Annotated in this window: 15 protein-coding genes; 10 read left to right on the top strand and 5 right to left on the bottom strand. The window is 73.2% G+C overall.

The window, feature by feature from the left end; genetic code table 11:
• Positions 1 to 254: 254 nt before the first annotated feature.
• Together D450_RS0108940 and mce are read right to left on the bottom strand one after the other, a co-directional pair.
• Positions 255 to 1,559, bottom strand: a complete 1,305-nt coding sequence (locus D450_RS0108940; protein ID WP_017538325.1) for a DivIVA domain-containing protein — start codon at positions 1,557 to 1,559, stop codon at positions 255 to 257.
• A gap of 290 nt (positions 1,560 to 1,849) precedes the next feature.
• Positions 1,850 to 2,296 carry a methylmalonyl-CoA epimerase gene (gene mce / locus D450_RS0108935; RefSeq protein ID WP_017538324.1) on the bottom strand — a complete coding sequence of 149 codons (447 nt, stop codon included), beginning with the start codon at positions 2,294 to 2,296 and terminating at the stop codon, positions 1,850 to 1,852.
• A 100-nt stretch (positions 2,297 to 2,396) separates the two neighbouring features.
• On the opposite strand from mce, the gene D450_RS0108930 reads away from it, so the two are divergent.
• Genes D450_RS0108930 through meaB form a run of 3 tightly spaced genes read left to right on the top strand, consistent with a single transcriptional unit; the run spans position 2,397 to position 5,118 of the window.
• Complete coding sequence (locus D450_RS0108930) at positions 2,397 to 3,584, top strand: acetyl-CoA C-acetyltransferase (protein ID WP_017538323.1); 1,188 nt, start codon at positions 2,397 to 2,399, stop codon at positions 3,582 to 3,584.
• A gap of 3 nt (positions 3,585 to 3,587) precedes the next feature.
• Positions 3,588 to 4,124: a DinB family protein gene (locus D450_RS0108925; RefSeq protein WP_017538322.1), complete on the top strand. Its 537-nt coding sequence runs from the start codon at positions 3,588 to 3,590 to the stop codon at positions 4,122 to 4,124.
• Positions 4,125 to 4,170: 46 nt separating this feature from the next.
• Positions 4,171 to 5,118, top strand: a complete 948-nt coding sequence (gene meaB, locus D450_RS0108920) for a methylmalonyl Co-A mutase-associated GTPase MeaB (RefSeq protein ID WP_017538321.1) — start codon at positions 4,171 to 4,173, stop codon at positions 5,116 to 5,118.
• On the opposite strand, the gene D450_RS0108915 is transcribed toward meaB, so the two are convergent.
• From D450_RS0108915 to D450_RS0108905, 3 genes are all read right to left on the bottom strand, one after another.
• On the bottom strand, positions 5,096 to 5,548 hold the full coding sequence (locus D450_RS0108915) for a GNAT family N-acetyltransferase (RefSeq protein WP_017538320.1): 453 nt from the start codon (positions 5,546 to 5,548) through the stop codon (positions 5,096 to 5,098). The two genes, meaB and D450_RS0108915, sit on opposite strands and share 23 nt — an antisense overlap.
• Positions 5,549 to 5,613: 65 nt before the next feature.
• A complete protein-coding gene (locus D450_RS0108910) occupies positions 5,614 to 7,296 on the bottom strand; it encodes a glycosyl hydrolase family 18 protein (protein WP_017538319.1) in 1,683 nt (560 codons plus the stop codon).
• 93 nt (positions 7,297 to 7,389) lie between these two features.
• Entirely contained in the window at positions 7,390 to 9,396 is a 2,007-nt protein-coding gene (locus tag D450_RS0108905; protein WP_017538318.1) for a glycoside hydrolase family 18 chitinase, read from the bottom strand.
• Positions 9,397 to 9,651: 255 nt separating this feature from the next.
• Here D450_RS0108905 and D450_RS0108900 point away from each other — a divergent pair, with 255 nt between their 5' ends.
• The 7 genes from D450_RS0108900 to D450_RS0108870 all read left to right on the top strand — a co-directional run bounded on the left by D450_RS0108900 (position 9,652) and on the right by D450_RS0108870 (position 16,128).
• Positions 9,652 to 10,167, top strand: coding sequence for a MarR family winged helix-turn-helix transcriptional regulator (locus D450_RS0108900; RefSeq protein WP_026124472.1), 516 nt, complete (start codon positions 9,652 to 9,654; stop codon positions 10,165 to 10,167).
• Between the two features lie 76 nt (positions 10,168 to 10,243).
• Positions 10,244 to 11,947, top strand: a complete 1,704-nt coding sequence (locus D450_RS0108895) for an acyl-CoA mutase large subunit family protein (protein WP_017538316.1) — start codon at positions 10,244 to 10,246, stop codon at positions 11,945 to 11,947.
• 18 nt (positions 11,948 to 11,965) lie between these two features.
• Positions 11,966 to 12,907: a tetratricopeptide repeat protein gene (locus D450_RS0108890; protein WP_017538315.1), complete on the top strand. Its 942-nt coding sequence runs from the start codon at positions 11,966 to 11,968 to the stop codon at positions 12,905 to 12,907.
• Between the two features lie 38 nt (positions 12,908 to 12,945).
• A complete protein-coding gene (locus D450_RS0108885; RefSeq protein WP_017538314.1) occupies positions 12,946 to 13,611 on the top strand; it encodes a cytidylate kinase-like family protein in 666 nt (221 codons plus the stop codon).
• Positions 13,612 to 13,778: 167 nt separating this feature from the next.
• Complete coding sequence (locus D450_RS0108880; RefSeq protein ID WP_017538313.1) at positions 13,779 to 15,188, top strand: NAD-dependent malic enzyme; 1,410 nt, start codon at positions 13,779 to 13,781, stop codon at positions 15,186 to 15,188.
• Positions 15,189 to 15,246: 58 nt separating this feature from the next.
• Positions 15,247 to 15,831: a YqgE/AlgH family protein gene (locus tag D450_RS0108875; protein WP_017538312.1), complete on the top strand. Its 585-nt coding sequence runs from the start codon at positions 15,247 to 15,249 to the stop codon at positions 15,829 to 15,831.
• A gap of 54 nt (positions 15,832 to 15,885) precedes the next feature.
• Complete coding sequence (locus D450_RS0108870; protein ID WP_017538311.1) at positions 15,886 to 16,128, top strand: DUF3039 domain-containing protein; 243 nt, start codon at positions 15,886 to 15,888, stop codon at positions 16,126 to 16,128.
• Positions 16,129 to 16,159 lie beyond the last annotated feature (31 nt).

Here is a 16,159-nt window from a genome sequence, read left to right as displayed (position 1 = left end):
GTGGACGGCGGAACCGGGCAGGGAAAAGAGAAACCAGGAACCTAACGAAGTACTACTAGTACGGAGTAGCAGGTACCCCGCTCCGTTATTGATCTCGGGGAAGTCGGGGGTGTCCGCCGGGTCCTCGGCCGGCCTGTCGTCGCAGTACCCGGCGAGATGCGCGCACCGGCACGGCGAAGGCCCGGCCCCTCGGAGGGACCGGGCCTTCGCCGTGGTTCGGCGGTGTCCGGCCGACGGTGCTCAGTACGCCGCCGTCACTCCTGCCACCAGTCCTCGTTCTCCTCGCCGGAGGCGCTGACGGTCTCCTTCTGCTTGGCCTGGCCGTTGGCCGACTGGCCGTTGGAGCCCTGCCCGTTGGCGGAGGACTTCTGCTCGATGGCCGGGGCCTCGGCGGCGGCCGGCGCCGCCGGGGCGGGGGCCTCCCCGCCGCCGAGCAGCTGGCGCAGCTGCTGCAGGTGCGACTGGATGCTGTCGCGCTGCTTGGTCAGCTCGTCGACCTGCTGGCGGGCGGCGGTCAGGATCCGGTCCGCCTCGGACTTGGCGTCGCTGACCAGGTGGTCGGCCTTGGACCGGGCCTCCTGGCCGATCTGGTCGGCCTGCTTCTTGGCGTTGCCGACGACCTGCTTGGCGTGCTGCTCGGCCTCCTTGCGGGTCTGCTCGGCCTGGCTGCTGGCCTTGGTGGCGCGCTGCTCGGCGCTGGCGGCGCGCTCCTCGGCCTCGGCCACCAGCTTCTGGGTGGCGGCCTGGGCGGCGGCGAGCCGCTCGGCGTCCTGGCGCTCGGCCTCCTCGCGGCGGCTGGCCAGCTGGATCTCGAACTCGGCCTCTTCCTGGGCGCGCCGGGCCTCGCTCTCCTCCATGTTGCGCTGGGCCTGGGCGCGCAGCTCCTCGGCCTGGCGCTTGGCGGCCTGGATGGTCTCGTCGCGCTCGCGCTTCATGGCCGCGCGGGCCTGGGTGCACTCGCGCTCGGTGGTCATCCGGATCTTGGAGATCTCGGCCTCGTGCGTGGCCTGGCGCTCGGCCATCTCGTGCTCGACCTGCGAGATCTTCTTCTGGACCTCGCGCTCGGTGGTGGCGGTCAGCTCATCGGCCTCGCGCCGGGCGGCGGTGCGCACCTCCTCGGCCTCGTTCTCGGCCGAGGTGCGCATCTCGTCCGCCTCGCGCTGGGCGGTGGTGCGCAGCTCGGTGGCCTCGTTCTCGGCGGCCGCGCGCATGTCGGCGGCCTCGATCTTGGCCTCGCCGCGGATGTCGTCGGCCTCGGCGCGGGCGCCCTGGACCAGCTCGGCGGCCTGCTCCTCGGCCAGCCGCAGCAGCTGCTCGATGCGCGCGCCCAGCCCCGCGTAGGTCGGGCGCTCCTGCTCCTGGAGCTGGCGCTTGACGTCGGTGAGCTCGGTGCGCGCCTTCTCGGCCTCTTCACGCGCCTGGTTCAGGTCGGTGTGCTTCTGGGCGATGTACTCCTGGACCTGCTGCCGGTCGAAACCGCGCAGGACCACGTCGAACTCGGTGGTCTGGGGCTCTTCTTCGAAGAAGTTGGTGAGCTGGGCTTCAATATCGGACGACATGTGGCGGAATCCTGAACGGTGACGAGACGGCTAGCGGACGGACGGGTGGCGAGTCGCCCTCCAGCGCACGCCCTCCTGAGGGAGGGTACTGCGCGCCGACCTCAGGCGTACCGAAGTTCTCCCCATTGATACGGAGTCTTGGTCGGCCGTTGCGGACACCATTAGCGCCTGGGGGACGCCGTCGGCGTCGGACGGGCTCGCCGGCCGCGTGTGACGACAGGGGCGGGCGCCAGGATCCTGGCGGTCAGCAGACTTTACCAAGGGAGGGCGCGCCCTGTGTGACGGTTGCGTCACGAACCTTCCGTATCGGCCGCCTGATCGGCCGCCTGCACCAGCTCGGTGAGGACCCCGCCGCAGTCCTTGGGGTGCAGGAACGCGATCCGCGACCCCATCGACCCGGGGCGCGGCTCGGCGTCGAGCACCCGCACCCCGCTCCCGGCCACCGCGGCCGAGGCGCCGGCGACGTCGTCGGTGCCGAAGGCGACGTGGTGCACCCCCTCGCCGTTGCGGTCCAGGAACCGGGCGACCGGGGAGTCGTCCCGGATCGGCTCCAGCAGCTGCAGGTAGCTGGCGCCGCCGTCGTCGGTGCCGTTGATGCGCAGCATCGCCTCGCGCACCCCCTGCTCCTCGTTGACCTCCTCGTGGGCCACCTCGAAGCCGTAGGTCGAGCGGTAGAACGCGACGGCCGCGTCCAGGTCGCGGCAGGCGATGCCGACATGGTCGATGCGCGTGAACACGGTGCCGGTCCTCCCCGGAGGCGGTCGAGCGGACGTGAGTATGGTGACAGAACACGTGCGGCCGTGACACCGCCGACCCCGACCCACCAGGAGGCCCCTCATGCCCGGATCCGTCATCGTCAGCGGCGCCCGGACGCCGATCGGCCGGCTGCTCGGCTCCCTGGCCCCGCTGGAGGCGGCCGACCTGGGCGCCGCCGCCATCGGCGCCGCGCTGGAGCGCGCCGGCCTCGCCGGCGACCAGGTCGGCTACGTCGTCATGGGCCAGGTGCTGCAGGCCGGCCAGGGCCAGATCCCCTCCCGCCAGGCCGCGGTCAAGGCCGGCGTGCCGATGGACGTGCCCTCGCTGACGATCAACAAGGTCTGCCTGTCCGGGCTGGACGCCATCGCCCTGGCCGACCAGCTCATCGCGGCCGGCGAGTTCGACGTGGTGGTCGCCGGCGGCATGGAGTCCATGACCAACGCCCCGCACCTGCTGCCCAAGGCGCGCAAGGGCTACAAGTACGGGGCGATCGAGGTGCTCGACGCCACCGACCACGACGGCCTGACCGACGCCTTCGACGGCGACTCCATGGGCGCCTCCACCGAGCGGCACAACGCCCGCCTGGGCCTGACCCGCGAGGAGCAGGACGCCTTCGCCGCCCTGTCCCACCAGCGCGCCGCCGCCGCCCAGAAGGACGGCCGGTTCGACGCCGAGATCGCCCCGGTGAGCATCCCCCAGCGCAAGGGCGAGGCCAAGGTGGTCGACGCCGACGAGGGCGTGCGCCCGGACACCACCGCCGAGGGCCTGGCCCGGCTGCGCCCCGCCTTCGCCGAGGGCGGCACCATCACCGCCGGCTCGGCCTCCCAGATCTCCGACGGCGCCTGCGCGGTGGTGGTCATGAGCCGCGCCAAGGCCGAGGAGCTCGGCTGCGAGGTGCTCGCCGAGATCGGCGCGCACGGCAACGTCGCCGGCCCCGACAACTCCCTGCAGTCCCAGCCCTCCAACGCGATCCGGCGCGCGCTGGGCAGGGCCGGGCGGGACGTCGCCGACCTCGACCTCATCGAGATCAACGAGGCCTTCGCCGCGGTCGCCGTGCAGTCCATGCGCGACCTGGGCGTCACCGAGGACAGGGTCAACGTCGACGGCGGCGCCATCGCCCTGGGCCACCCCATCGGCGCCTCCGGCGCCCGGCTGGCCCTGCACCTGGTGCACGAGCTGCGCCGCCGCGGCGGCGGGCTGGGCGCGGCCGCCCTGTGCGGGGGCGGCGGCCAGGGCGATGCGCTGCTGTTCCAGGTCCCGGGGGCCTGAGCCGTGGCCGGCGAGGACGGGGCCGTGGCACGCGCCGCGGCCGTTTCCGCCGCGGGCGGCGAGCGCGAGGTGCTGGAGGCATTCCTGGACGCCATGCGCCAGGCGGTGCTGGACAAGGCCGCCGGGCTGTCCGAGCAGGACGCCCGGAGGCGGCTGGTGCCCTCCCGCACCACCCTGGCCGGACTGCTGCGGCACCTGGCCCTGGTCGAGGTCAACTGGTTCCAGCACCTGCTGGGCGGGCGCCCCGCCGAGGAGCTGGGGCTGGAGGGCCTGGCCGAGGAGGGCGCCACCTGGCGCCTGGAGCCGGGGGACACCGTCGCCTCGCTGTCCGAGGCCTACCGCGCCGCCTGCGCCGAGTCGCGGCGCACGGCGGCCGGGTTCGCCCTGGACGACGCGGTGCCCCACCCCGAGCTGGGGCGGGTCACCCTGCGCTGGATCTACGTGCACATGGTGGAGGAGACCGCGCGGCACGCCGGGCACGCCGACATCCTGCGCGAGCAGACCGACGGAGCCACCGGGCGGTTCACCGGGGCACCCTGACATACTCGCCGGTGTGGTCGGTCTCCGGCGTCGTGAGGAGTGGCAGGTGGACGTCCCCGGTCTCGTCGAGCGCGTGCGGCGCGGCGAGCGGCGCGCGGTGGCGCGCGCCGTGTCCCTGGTGGAGAACGGCGCCCCGCAGCTGCGGGAGGTCATGGCGGGCCTGGCCCCCCACGGGGGGAGGGCCCGCATCATCGGCCTGACCGGTCCGCCCGGCGTGGGCAAGTCCACCACCACCAGCGCCCTCACCGGCGAGCTGCGCAAGCGCGGCCGCACCGTGGCGGTGCTCGCGGTCGACCCCTCCTCCCCGTTCAGCGGCGGGGCGCTGCTGGGCGACCGGGTGCGCATGCAGGAGCACGCCACCGACCCGGGGGTGTTCATCCGCTCCATGGCCAGCCGCGGGCACCTGGGCGGGCTCTCCTGGGCCACCCCGCACGCGCTGCGGGTGCTGGACGCCGCCGGCTTCGACACCGTCCTGGTGGAGACGGTCGGCGTCGGGCAGGCCGAGGTGGACATCGCCGCGCACGCCGACACCACCGTGGTGCTGGCCGCCCCGGGCATGGGCGACGGGGTGCAGGCCGCCAAGGCCGGGGTGCTGGAGATCGCCGACGTGTTCGCGGTCAACAAGTCCGACCGGGAGGGCGCCCGGGCCACCGTGCGCGACCTGCGCCAGATGGTGGCCATGGCCGAGCGGGAGACCGGGCAGTGGAAGCCGCCCGTGGCCAGTACCGCGGCCGCCAAGGGCGAGGGCCTCGATGAGCTGCTGGAGCACCTGGACAAGCACGCCGAGTACCTGCACGCCTCGGGGGAGCTGGCCCGGCGGCGGCGCGCCCGCGCGCGCGAGGAGGTCGAGGCGATCGCGATGAAGGCGCTGCGCGAGCGGCTGGCCGACGTCCACGGCCACGGCGCGCTGGACCGCCTGGCCGACGACGTCGTCGGCGGGGCCGACCCCTATGCGGCGGCCGACGATCTCCTCAAGGCGCTGAACGGCGCATAGGAACGTGGGGGATGCCGTCCTCCAGGAACTCGGGGCCCTCCTGCGCGAAGCCGTAGCGCGTGTAGAGGCCGGCGGCGTAGGCCTGCGCGTCCAGCAGCGCCTCGCGCGGCCCGATGCGCTCCAGGGCGGCCTCCATCAGCCGGCCGGCCACCCCGCGGCCGCGCGCCTGCTCCGCCGTTGCGACGCGCCCGATGCGCGCGGCCCCGCCGTCCTCCTCCAGCACCCGCAGGTACCCCAGGACGGCCGAGGGGTCGTCCTCCCGGCACGCCCACAGGTGGAGCGTGCCGGGCTCGGTGTCGCGGCCGTCGAGCTCGGGGTAGGGGCACTTCTGCTCGACGACGAACACGTCGACGCGCAGCCGCAGCAGGGCGTAGAGGTCGGCGGCGTCCAACCCGGGGAAGTCCGAGGCCCGCACGGTGATCGCGGTCATGGGCCCGATGATAGGCGGGGCGCCGCCGTCTCCCGTCGGCGGCGCCCCGGGTCCCGCGGCCCGCCTCAGCGGCCGTTGAGCTCGCCGTCGAGGGCCGACATCAGCTCGCCCTCGGCGCCGTCGCCGTCCAGCGACCACACCATGGCGCCGCCCAGCCCGTACTCGCGGGCCCAGGAGGCCTTCTGGGAGATCGCCGCGGCGTCGTCGTAGTTCCACCACTGGTCGCCGTCGTAGATCCAGGCCGTGCCGGCGTGGTCGTCCCGGTACACGGTGAACTCCTCGGAGGCGGCCATCTCCTTGAGCACGTTGTAGTCGTTGTAGCCGGGGTCGCGCGGCCCGGGGGCGGCGCCGTCGGCCGGCTGCCAGAGCCCGTCGCCGTCGGGGCCCGGTTCCACGCCCTGCCAGCCGCGCCCGTAGAAGGGCACGCCCATCACGATGTCCTCGGGGTCGGCCCCGCGGTCCACCCACTGGCCGACCACGGTCTCGTAGGAGCGCGGTTCGGCGGCCGGGTCGCCCTCGGCCGTCCGCACGTTGGACTGGTGCCCGGTGGAGGGGTTCCATGCGCCGGTCAGGTCGTAGCCCTGGACGTTGATGAAGTCCAGGTCCTCCATCAGGGCGGGCACCTCGTAGCCGGCGTCGATCGCGCCGGTGTCGGCCGGCATGAACGAGGTCAGCAGGTAGTCCTGCCCGGTCTCCTCCCCGAGCCCGTCCATCTGCTCGCGGAACTCGGCGACCAGGGCGGTGAAGTTCTCCTTGTCCTCGGGGCGGACGACGTTGCCGGGCGCCCCCGGCGTGGCCGGCCACTCCCAGTCCAGGTCGATGCCGTCGAACAGGCCCGCCGCGGCGCCCTCGCCGCCGGCGCCGTTGCGCTCGGGCAGGTTCCCGCGCAGGAACATGTCGACGCAGGAGGCCACCGCCTCCTCGCGGTTCTCCGGGAGCGCGGCGTTGGAGAAGTGGGTGGACCACTCCCAGCCGCCCAGGGCGATCGACACCTTCAGCCCGGGGTGGCGCTCCTTGAGCTTGCGCAGCTGGTTGAAGCTGCCCCGCAGCGGCTGGTCCGGGTCGTCGGCGACGCCGTCGACGCTGTTCTCGGCGGTGTAGGCGCGGCCGTAGTCGGAGAGCGCCTCGCCCTCGCCCTCGGTGTCGCTGGCGAAGCAGCGGCCGTCCTCGTCGAGGTTGGCGAAGGCGTAGTTGACGTGGGTGAGCTTGTCGGCCTGGCCGGTGGTCTCCAGCGACTTGACGTGGAAGTCCTTGTCGTCGGCGCCCCATTGGGTGAAGTAGCCGACCTGGCGGTACTCGGGGTCCTCCCCGCCGTTCCCGCCGTCGGTGCAGGGGGCGCCGTCGAGGGTGCAGGAGACCGGGTCGGTGGGGCCGTCCCCGTCGTAGCGGCCGTTGTAGCCGAAGGTGTAGCTGCCGCCGGGCGGGACGTCGGCGCCCCAGTGCGGCGGGGCGGCGGTGTAGCCGCCGGAGCCCTCCGGTTCGGCCAGTTCCGCGTTCCACATCTGGTGGACCTCGGCGCCCTCGGGGAGTTCGAACTCCAGGCTCCAGTCCTCCAGCGGTTCGGCGCCGGGGTTGGTGATGGTGATCTGGGCCTGGTAACCGCCGGGCCACCGGGCGTTCTCGGTGTGCACGGCGGTGGGGGAGGCCCCCTCCCCCGGGGCGGCGTGCGCCGTCCCGGGGGACAGGGGCACCAGCAGCAGGGCGGCCGCGGCCGCCCCTGCCGCCGGGGCGAGTCGAGCAGAGCGCATGCGGGGGGTTCTCCACTTCTCGTGCCGAATTTTTAGGAAACTTAACTATTTGATTCGGCGCCGGTCAACGGAGGTTCCGCCCTGCACAACCGCTCAGGCCAGCGAGCCGTCCAGCGACCGCATCAGCGTTCCCTGGGAGTCGTCGCCGTCGAGCGACCACACCATGGCCCCGCCCAGGCCCTGGCCGTTGATCCAGTCGGCCTTGCGGCGCATCTCGGTCTCGTCGTCGAAGGTCCACAGGGTGGTGCCGTCGTAGATCCAGGCGGCGCCGGCCTGCTCGTCGCGGTGCAGGGTGTACCCCTGGCCCGGCAGGTCCTTCAGCCGCTTCCAGTCCTCGATGCCGTCCTCATAGGTCCCGGGGGCCGCGCCGGTCGAGGACTGGAACATCCCGTCGCCGTTCGGGCCCGGCTCCACACCGGTCCATCCGCGGCTGTAGAAGGGCACGCCCATCACGATGTCCTCGGGGGCCGCCCCGCGCGAGGTCCAGGCGTCCAGCGCCACCTCCCCGCTGAACAGCCGCTCCGGCTCGCTCGGGTCGTCAGGGGAGACCACCAGGTTCGACTGGTGGGCGGTGGTCTCCTCCCAGGCCCCGTGGTAGTCGTACCCCTGCAGGGTGATGAAGTCGAAGTCCGGCATGATCTTGTCGACCTCGAACCCGGCCTCCACCTTCGCCGGGTCGGCCGGCATGAAGGAGGTCAGCTCGAAGGAGCGCCCGGTCTCGGTCTCCAGGGCGTCGAGCTGGGAGCGGAACTCGCCGACCAGCGCGGTGAAGTTCTGCTTGTCCTCGGGCTTCCACACGTTGTCCGGGTGGCCCTCCGAGGCCGGCCACTCCCAGTCCAGGTCGATGCCGTCGAACACGCCGTAGGCCGACCCGGGGCCGCCCGCGCCGTCGAACGCCGGCAGGTTGCCGCGCAGGAACATGTCGATGCACGAGGAGGCCATCCGCTCCCGCGACTCCGGCGTGCTCGCCGCGTCCGAGATGTTCTTGGACCAGGTCCACCCGCCGATCGACAGGTTCACCTTCAGGTGCGGGTGCTTCTCCTTGAGCTCGCGCAGCTGGTTGAAGTTGCCGCGCAGGTCCTGGTCCCAGGTGTCGCCCACCCCGTCCACGCTCTCGTCGGCGCGGAAGGAGCGGCCGTAGTCGGCCCAGGCGTCGCCCTCGCCCAGCTGGTTGGCCTGGAAGCACTGGCCGTTGGCGTTGATGTTGGCGAAGGCGTAGTTGATGTGGGTCAGGCGCTCGGCCGTGCCGCTGGTGTCGACGTCCTTCACCAGGTAGCCGCGGTCGTAGATGCCCCACTGGGTGAAGTAGCCGACCCGCTTGCCGCCGCCCGGGCCGCCGGGGTCGCCGCCGGTGTCGGTGCGGGCGGTCACCGCGGCGCTCTCGGCCGAGGTGTTGCCCGCGGCGTCGAAGGCGCGCACGGCGAACGTGTACTCGGTGTCGGCGTCCAGGCCCGAGACCGTGGCCGAGGGGGTGTCACCGATGACGGTGCGCACGACCTCGCCGCCGGAGACCACCTCGTACCCGGCCACGCCCACGTTGTCGGAGGAGGCGTCCCAGGACAGCCCGACGCTGCTGGAGGTGGTCCCGGAGACCGACAGCCCCTCGGGCGCGGTCGGCGCCTCGGTGTCGTCCTCGCCGGGCCCGCCCGCGCACGGCGAGCCGTTGACGGTGCAGGAGACCGGCGCGGTCTCGGTGGCGCCGGCGGACAGGGAGCCGTTGAAGCCGATCTGGTAGGTGCCGCCGGCCGGGACGGTCGCCCCCCAGCTCGGCGGGGTGAGCGTGTAGTCGGCGCCGGACCTGCTCATCTCGGCGTTCCACAGGCTGGTGATCTCGGCGCCGTCGGGCAGCGTGACATCGATCGTCCAGTCGGACAGGTCGGTGGAGGAGGCGTTGTCGATGGTGAACTGGCCGCTGTAGCCGGTCTCCCAGGAGGAGCCCTCGGTGTAGACGACCGTGACGCCCTCGGGGGCGGCCGCGGGAGCGTCGGCCGAGGCGGGGGCGGTCGACAGGGCGAGCGGAAGGGCGGTCAGCGCGGCGGCGGCCGCCGCGATCCAGCCGCGGGGCCGGATCCGCCCCCGTGCGGGGGGTCTCGCGGACATGGGGGTGTCCTCACTGTCGGGGCTAATTTTTAGGAAAGTTAACTATTAGTTTTCGCCGGGACAAGGAGTCCGCGCCGGGAAATTCGCGCCGCGGGGGGCGGTGGGGCGGTTCACGGGTGGACCGGGCCGCTTGCGGTCCCGGCCCGCGGGCGCCTGTGTACTGGACCGGCCCCCGTGGGCCGGATCCGGCCGCACAGCCCCCCTGGACAAGGCCGTCCGGGCGTGCTCCCAGGGGCGGGTCGCTACAGTGGCCGGGTGGGAAACCCGCTTAATCTGCCGTTCGACCCGATCGAGCGCGCGCACGAGAACTGGACGCGCCGCTGGGGCGCCTCGCCCGCCATGGCCGCGGTCACCTCGGTCATGCGCGCCCAGCAGATCCTCATCGGGCGCCTGGACGCCGCGCTCAAGCCCTACGAGCTCACCTTCGCCCGCTACGAGGCCCTGGTGCTGCTGACCTTCAGCCACACCGGCGCCCTGCCCCTGGGCAAGATCGGCGAGCGCCTCATGGTGCACCCGACCAGCGTCACCAACACCATCGACCGGCTGGAGCGCCAGGGGCTGGTCCGCCGCCTGCCCAACCCCAGCGACGGGCGCGGCACCCTGGCCGAGATCACCGCCGCCGGGCGCGAGGTCGTCGAGCACGCCACCCGCGACCTGCTGGACATGGACTTCGGGCTGGAGGGCTACACCGGCGAGGAGCTGGAGGAGATGCACCGCTCCTTCGTCAAGCTGCGGGTGGGCTTCGGCGACTTCCCCGACCCCGGGGAGTGACGCCCGGGCGGCCCCGGCGCGCCCGTTCCCGGCGCACCCCTATCGAAAATTAGTTGGAAGTCCTACTATCGTCGGTATGGCGACCAGTGACCAGATCGAGGCCGGGCGGGAGCGCTGGCAGCGCCGCTACGACTCCGCCCGCAAGCGCGACGCCGACTTCACCACCCTGTCCGGGCAGGAGGTCGAGCCGGTCTACGGCCCGCCCGAAGGGGCGAGCGTGCCCGGCTTCGAGCGGATCGGCTGGCCCGGGGAGTTCCCCTACACCCGCGGGCTGCACCCCACCGGCTACCGCGGCCGCTCCTGGACCATCCGCCAGTTCGCCGGGTTCGGCAACGCGCGCCAGACCAACGAGCGCTACAAGATGATCCTGGACGCCGGCGGCGGCGGGCTCTCGGTGGCCTTCGACATGCCCACCCTGATGGGGTACGACTCCGACGCCCCCTTCGCCCTGGGCGAGGTGGGCCACTGCGGCGTCGCCGTGGACTCCACCTGTGACATGGACGCGCTGTTCGACGGCATCCCGCTGCAGGACATCACCACCTCGATGACCATCAGCGGCCCCGCCGTGCCCGCCTTCTGCATGTACCTGGCCGCGGCCGAGCGCCAGGGCGCCGACCTGTCCGCGCTCAACGGCACCCTGCAGACCGACATCTTCAAGGAGTACATCGCCCAGAAGGAGTGGCTGTACCCGCCCGAGCCCCACCTGCGCCTCATCGGCGACCTGATGGAGTACTGCGCGGAGAACATCCCCGCCTTCAAGCCCCTGTCGGTCTCGGGCTACCACATCCGCGAGGCCGGGGCCACGGCCGCCCAGGAGCTGGCCTTCACCCTGGCCGACGGGTTCGGCTACGTCGAGCTGGGCCTGTCCCGCGGCCTGGACGTGGACGTCTTCGCCCCCGGGCTGTCCTTCTTCTTCGACGCCCACATCGACTTCTTCGAGGAGGTCGCCAAGTTCCGCGCCGCCCGCCGCATCTGGGCGCGCTGGATGCGCGACCGCTTCGGCGCCGCCTCGCCCAAGGCGCAGTGGCTGCGGTTCCACACCCAGACCGCCGGGGTCTCGCTCACCGCGCAGCAGCCCTACAACAACGTGGTGCGCACCGCCACCGAGGCGCTCTCGGCCGTGCTGGGCGGCACCAACTCGCTGCACACCAACGCCCTGGACGAGACCCTGGCCCTGCCCACCGAGCAGTCCGCCGAGATCGCCCTGCGCACCCAGCAGGTGCTCATGGAGGAGACCGGCGTGGCCAACGTCGCCGACCCGCTCGGCGGCTCCTACTACGTCGAGGCCCTCACCGACCGGATGGAGGCCGAGGCCGAGCGGGTCTTCGCCAAGATCATCGAGATGGGCGGCGGCGAGGACGCCGAGCACGCCGTCGGGCCGGTCACCTCCGGCATCCTGGCCGGGATCCACAGCGGCTGGTTCAGCGCCGAGATCGCCGAGTCCGCGTTCCGCTACCAGCAGGCCCTGGAGAAGGGCGACAAGCGCATCGTGGGCGTGAACACCGCCACCTCCACCGTCTCGGGCGAGGTCGACATCCTGCGGATCAGCCACGAGGTCGAGCGCGACCAGGTGCGCGCGCTCACCGAGCGCCGGGAGCGCCGGGACGGCGACGCCGTCCGGGCCGCCCTGGACCGGCTGCTGGAGGCGGTGCGCGACCCGGACGCCCCCAACCTCGTCCCGCTCATCCTGGACGCCGCCCGGGCCGAGGCCACTCTCGGGGAGATCTGCGGCACGATGGGCCGGGAGTTCGGCACCTATGTGGAGGATCCGCGCTTCTAGATGGGGCAGGATGGAGGCATGCAGCCATCGGACTACTCCATGCAGGGCGCGGTCGACCTCGGGGCGCGCAAGGCCGCCATGGAACGCGAGGCCAAGCGGGAGGCCGAGCGCTCCTCGGGAACCGCCAACCCGTACGCGATCGACGTCGACGAGAACAACTTCCAGGATGAGGTCCTGCAGCGCTCGATGAGCGCGCCGGTCGTGCTGGCCGTGCTGCAGTCCTCCTCCGAGCAGTCCGCCCAGGTCGAGTCGGCCGTCGACCGGCTGGCCGTGGCCGCGGGCGGCCAGTGGGCCGTGGCCAAGGTCGACGTGCAGGCCAGCCCGCAGCTCGCCCAGGCCCTGCGGGTGCCCGCCGCCCCGATGGTCGCCCTGGTCATCGGCGGCCAGGTGGTGCCCGGTCCGACGGGGCCGGCCACCGAGGCCCAGCTGCGCGACTGGCTCTCCCAGGTCTTCGAGGAGCTGCGCAACCAGAACGTGCTGCCCCCCGAGTACACCGGGCTCGGCCCGGAGGGCGAGCCCGGCGAGGAGGCCGCCGGGGCCGAGCAGGTCGACCCGGTCGACGCCGAGGCCCAGGAGGCGCTGCAGCGCGACGACTTCGACGCCGCCGAGCAGGTCTACGCCAAGGCGCTGGAGTCCGACCCCAAGAACGAGCACGCCCGGCAGCGGCTGGCCCAGGTGCGGCTGATCCGCCGGCTGCGCGGGGTGGACGCCGCCGCGGCCCGCAAGGCCGCCGCCGACGACCCCGGCGACGTCGACGCCCAGATCCGGGTCGCCGACATCGACATGTACGGCCAGAAGGTGGAGGACGCCTTCAACCGGCTCATCACCCTGGTCAAGAACACCCGCGACGAGGACCGCGACCGGGTGCGCAAGCACCTGCTGTCGCTGTTCGAGGTGCTGCCGGCCGCCGACCCGGTGGTCTCCAAGGCGCGGCGGCAGCTCACCGCGGCGCTGTTCTGAGCCGTTCCGGCCCGCCCCGGCGCGGGTAGAACCAGGTCATGCCGTATCTGGTGACGATCTCGGCGACCTTCGGCGCCGGCGGCGGCACGGTGGGACCGGCCGTCGCCGAGCGCCTCGGCGTGCCCTTCGTGGACCGGGCCGTCCCGGGCGCGGTCGCCGAGGAGATCGGCTGCTCCCTGGAGGACGCGCTGCGCCACGACGACCGCGCCCCCACCGGCTTCGAACGGCTGCTGGCCAGCGCCGCGCGGCTGCCCACCGTCACCCTGGGCAGCGTCGACCCGGCCTACGTCACGCCCTCCGACGCCGAGGGGCGCATCCTCTACGACCAGGAGTTCGTCGACCGCACCGAGGAGGTCCTGGGCCGGGTCGCCGACACCGGGGGAGTGGTCCTGGGGCGCGCCGGCGCGGTGGTGCTCGCCGACCGGCCCGGCGCCCTGCACGTGCGCCTGGACGGCCCCAAGGACCGGCGCCTCGCCCAGGCCCGCGCCTCCGGCGAGGGCCGCGAGGAGGGCGGGGGGCCGCCGCGGATGCGCGACCTGGAGGCCAACGACCGCGCGCGCAGCGCCTACGTGCGCCGCTTCTACCGGGTCGACCCGGCCGACGCCGCCCTGTACCACCTCGTGCTGGACGCCACGGCGCTGCCGCTGCCCGCCTGCGTCGAGGTGATCGACCGCCTGGCCCGGGAGCGGGCACCGCAAATGTAGTGCGGTGCACCGTTTGATCTGCGGCGGTGGCACCATGAAGGGTGCGCCCGGGCACCGGGAGCCACCGGGTGGTCCACCCAGCCAGGCCGCCCGGCGGTGCCGCCGGCGCGCCGGATGAGCCCCGGCGGGCCGTGGCGCAGACCACTTGTGACACAGAGGAGTTGTACGTGGCCACCCTTCCCAGCGTCTCCTATTCCATAACCGTCCGCCTGGAGGTCGACGGGCACGGCAGTGCGGTCGGCGGCCTGACCAGCGCGGTCGAGCACGTGGGAGGCGTCATCACGGCGCTGGACGTGGCCCAGGCCGGCCACGAGCGGATCCGCATCGACGTCACGTGCGCGGCCCGCGACACCGACCACGCCCAGTCCATCGTGGACGCCCTCGGCGCGGTGGAGGGCGTCGTCGTCCACAAGGTCAGCGACCGCACCTTCCTGATGCACCTCGGCGGCAAGATCGAGATGAAGTCGAAGGTGCCGCTGCGCAACCGCGACGAGCTGTCCATGGCCTACACCCCCGGCGTCGCCCGGGTCTCCCAGGCCATCGCGGCCAACCCCGCCGACGCCCGCCGGCTGACCGTCAAGCGCAACAGCGTCGCGGTGGTCACCGACGGCTCGGCCGTGCTCGGCCTGGGCAACATCGGCCCCGAGGCCTCGATGCCGGTGATGGAGGGCAAGGCGGCGCTGTTCAAACGCTTCGCCGACATCGACGCCTGGCCCATCGCCCTGGGCACCCAGGACGTGGACGAGATCGTGCGCACCGTCCAGGTCATCTCCCCCGGCTTCGGCGGCGTCAACCTGGAGGACATCTCCGCGCCCCGCTGCTTCGAGGTCGAGGCGCGCCTGCGCGAGCTGCTCGACATCCCGGTCTTCCACGACGACCAGCACGGCACCGCCATCGTGGTGCTGGCGGCGCTGAAGAACGCGCTGCGGGTGGTCGGCAAGGACCTGGCCGAGGTGCGGGTGGCGATGTCGGGCGCCGGTGCCGCCGGCACCGCCATCCTCAAGCTGCTCATGCACGCCGGCGCCAAGCACGTGGTGGTCTGCGACGTGCACGGCGCGATCCACCAGGGCCGCGACGACCTCGACGCCAACCTGGGGTGGATCGCCGCCAACACCAACCCCGAGGGGTACGAGGGCGACCTCAAGGGCGCGGTGTCCGGCGCCGACGTGTTCATCGGGGTCTCGGCGCCCAACGTGCTCGGCGGCGCGGACGTCGCCGAGATGAACGAGGACGCGATCATCTTCGCGCTGGCCAACCCCGACCCCGAGGTCGACCCGGACGTGGCCCGGCTGCACGCCGCGGTGGTGGCCACCGGCCGCAGCGACTACCCCAACCAGATCAACAACGTGCTCGTCTTCCCCGGCTTCTTCCGCGGCCTGCTGGACGCCCAGAGCCACCACGTCGACTCCGACATGATGGTCGCCGCGGCCGACGCCATCGCCGACGCCGTCACCGACGACGAGCTGGGCCCGCACTACATCATCCCCAGCGTCTTCCACACCGACCTGTCCAAGGACGTGGCCGCCGCGGTGCGCGAGGTGGCGGTGCGCTCCGGCCACGGCCGGGCCGAGGACTGAGCGGACCGGGCGGGGCGGGCCCGTGCGGGCGCGCCGGGCACCGGGTAGACAGTCGGGTATGGACCCTGACCACCTGACCGGGCGGCTGCTGGTGGCCGCGCCCGCGCTGGAGGACCCCCACTTCCGCCGCACGGTCGTCCTGGTCGTCGACGACGACGCCGAGGGCACGCTCGGCGTCGTCGTCAACCGGCCCTCCCGGCTGCCGGTGGCCGAGGTGCTGCACGACTGGGGCGCCTTCGCCACCGACCCGCCGGTGATGTTCGCCGGCGGCCCGGTCGGCGAGGGCGCCGGGCTGGCCCTGGGGGTGCCCGGCGGGGCCGAGGAGCCGCCCGGCTGGCGCCGGCTCGAGGCCCCCGGCGAGGGGCCGCCGGTCCCCGAGGGGCTGGGCGTGGTCGACCTGGACGCGCCCCCGCAGATCCTCGGCGGCGCCCTGGGCCGCCTGCGGGTCTTCGCCGGCTACGCCGGGTGGGACCGGGGCCAGCTGGCCGGCGAGATCGACGAGGGCGCCTGGTACGTGCTGCCCGCCCTGGCCGAGGACGTGTTCTCGGCCGACCCGGCCACGCTGTGGCCCCGGGTGCTGCGCCGCCAGGGCGGCGACCTGGCGCTGGTCGCGACGCTGCCCGACGACCCCGGAATGAACTGACACCCCCCGCGCGGCGATACGGTGGACGTCAGACGCAGGAGGTGTGAGGCAACCATGGCCACGGATGTGCTGAACAAGGTCGTCCCCGAGAGCGAGACCCGGCCCGACATCTCGCACGACGACGGGGACCGCGAGCGCTTCGCGCACTACGTGCAGAAGGAGAAGATCACCGAGAGTGCGGTGACCGGCGCACCGGTGATCGCCCTGTGCGGCAAGGTCTGGGTCCCCAACCGCGACCCCAAGAGGTTCCCGGTCTGCCCCGAGTGCAAGGAGATCTACGAGGAGATGACCTCCTGACCTGGCCGCATCCGGCCGCCGCCGCCCGGAC

Origin of the sequence: Nocardiopsis halophila DSM 44494 (genome assembly GCF_000341245.1) — a bacterium.
GTDB lineage: Bacteria > Actinomycetota > Actinomycetes > Streptosporangiales > Streptosporangiaceae > Nocardiopsis_A > Nocardiopsis_A halophila.
This window is presented reverse-complemented; position numbering and strand designations above follow the sequence as displayed.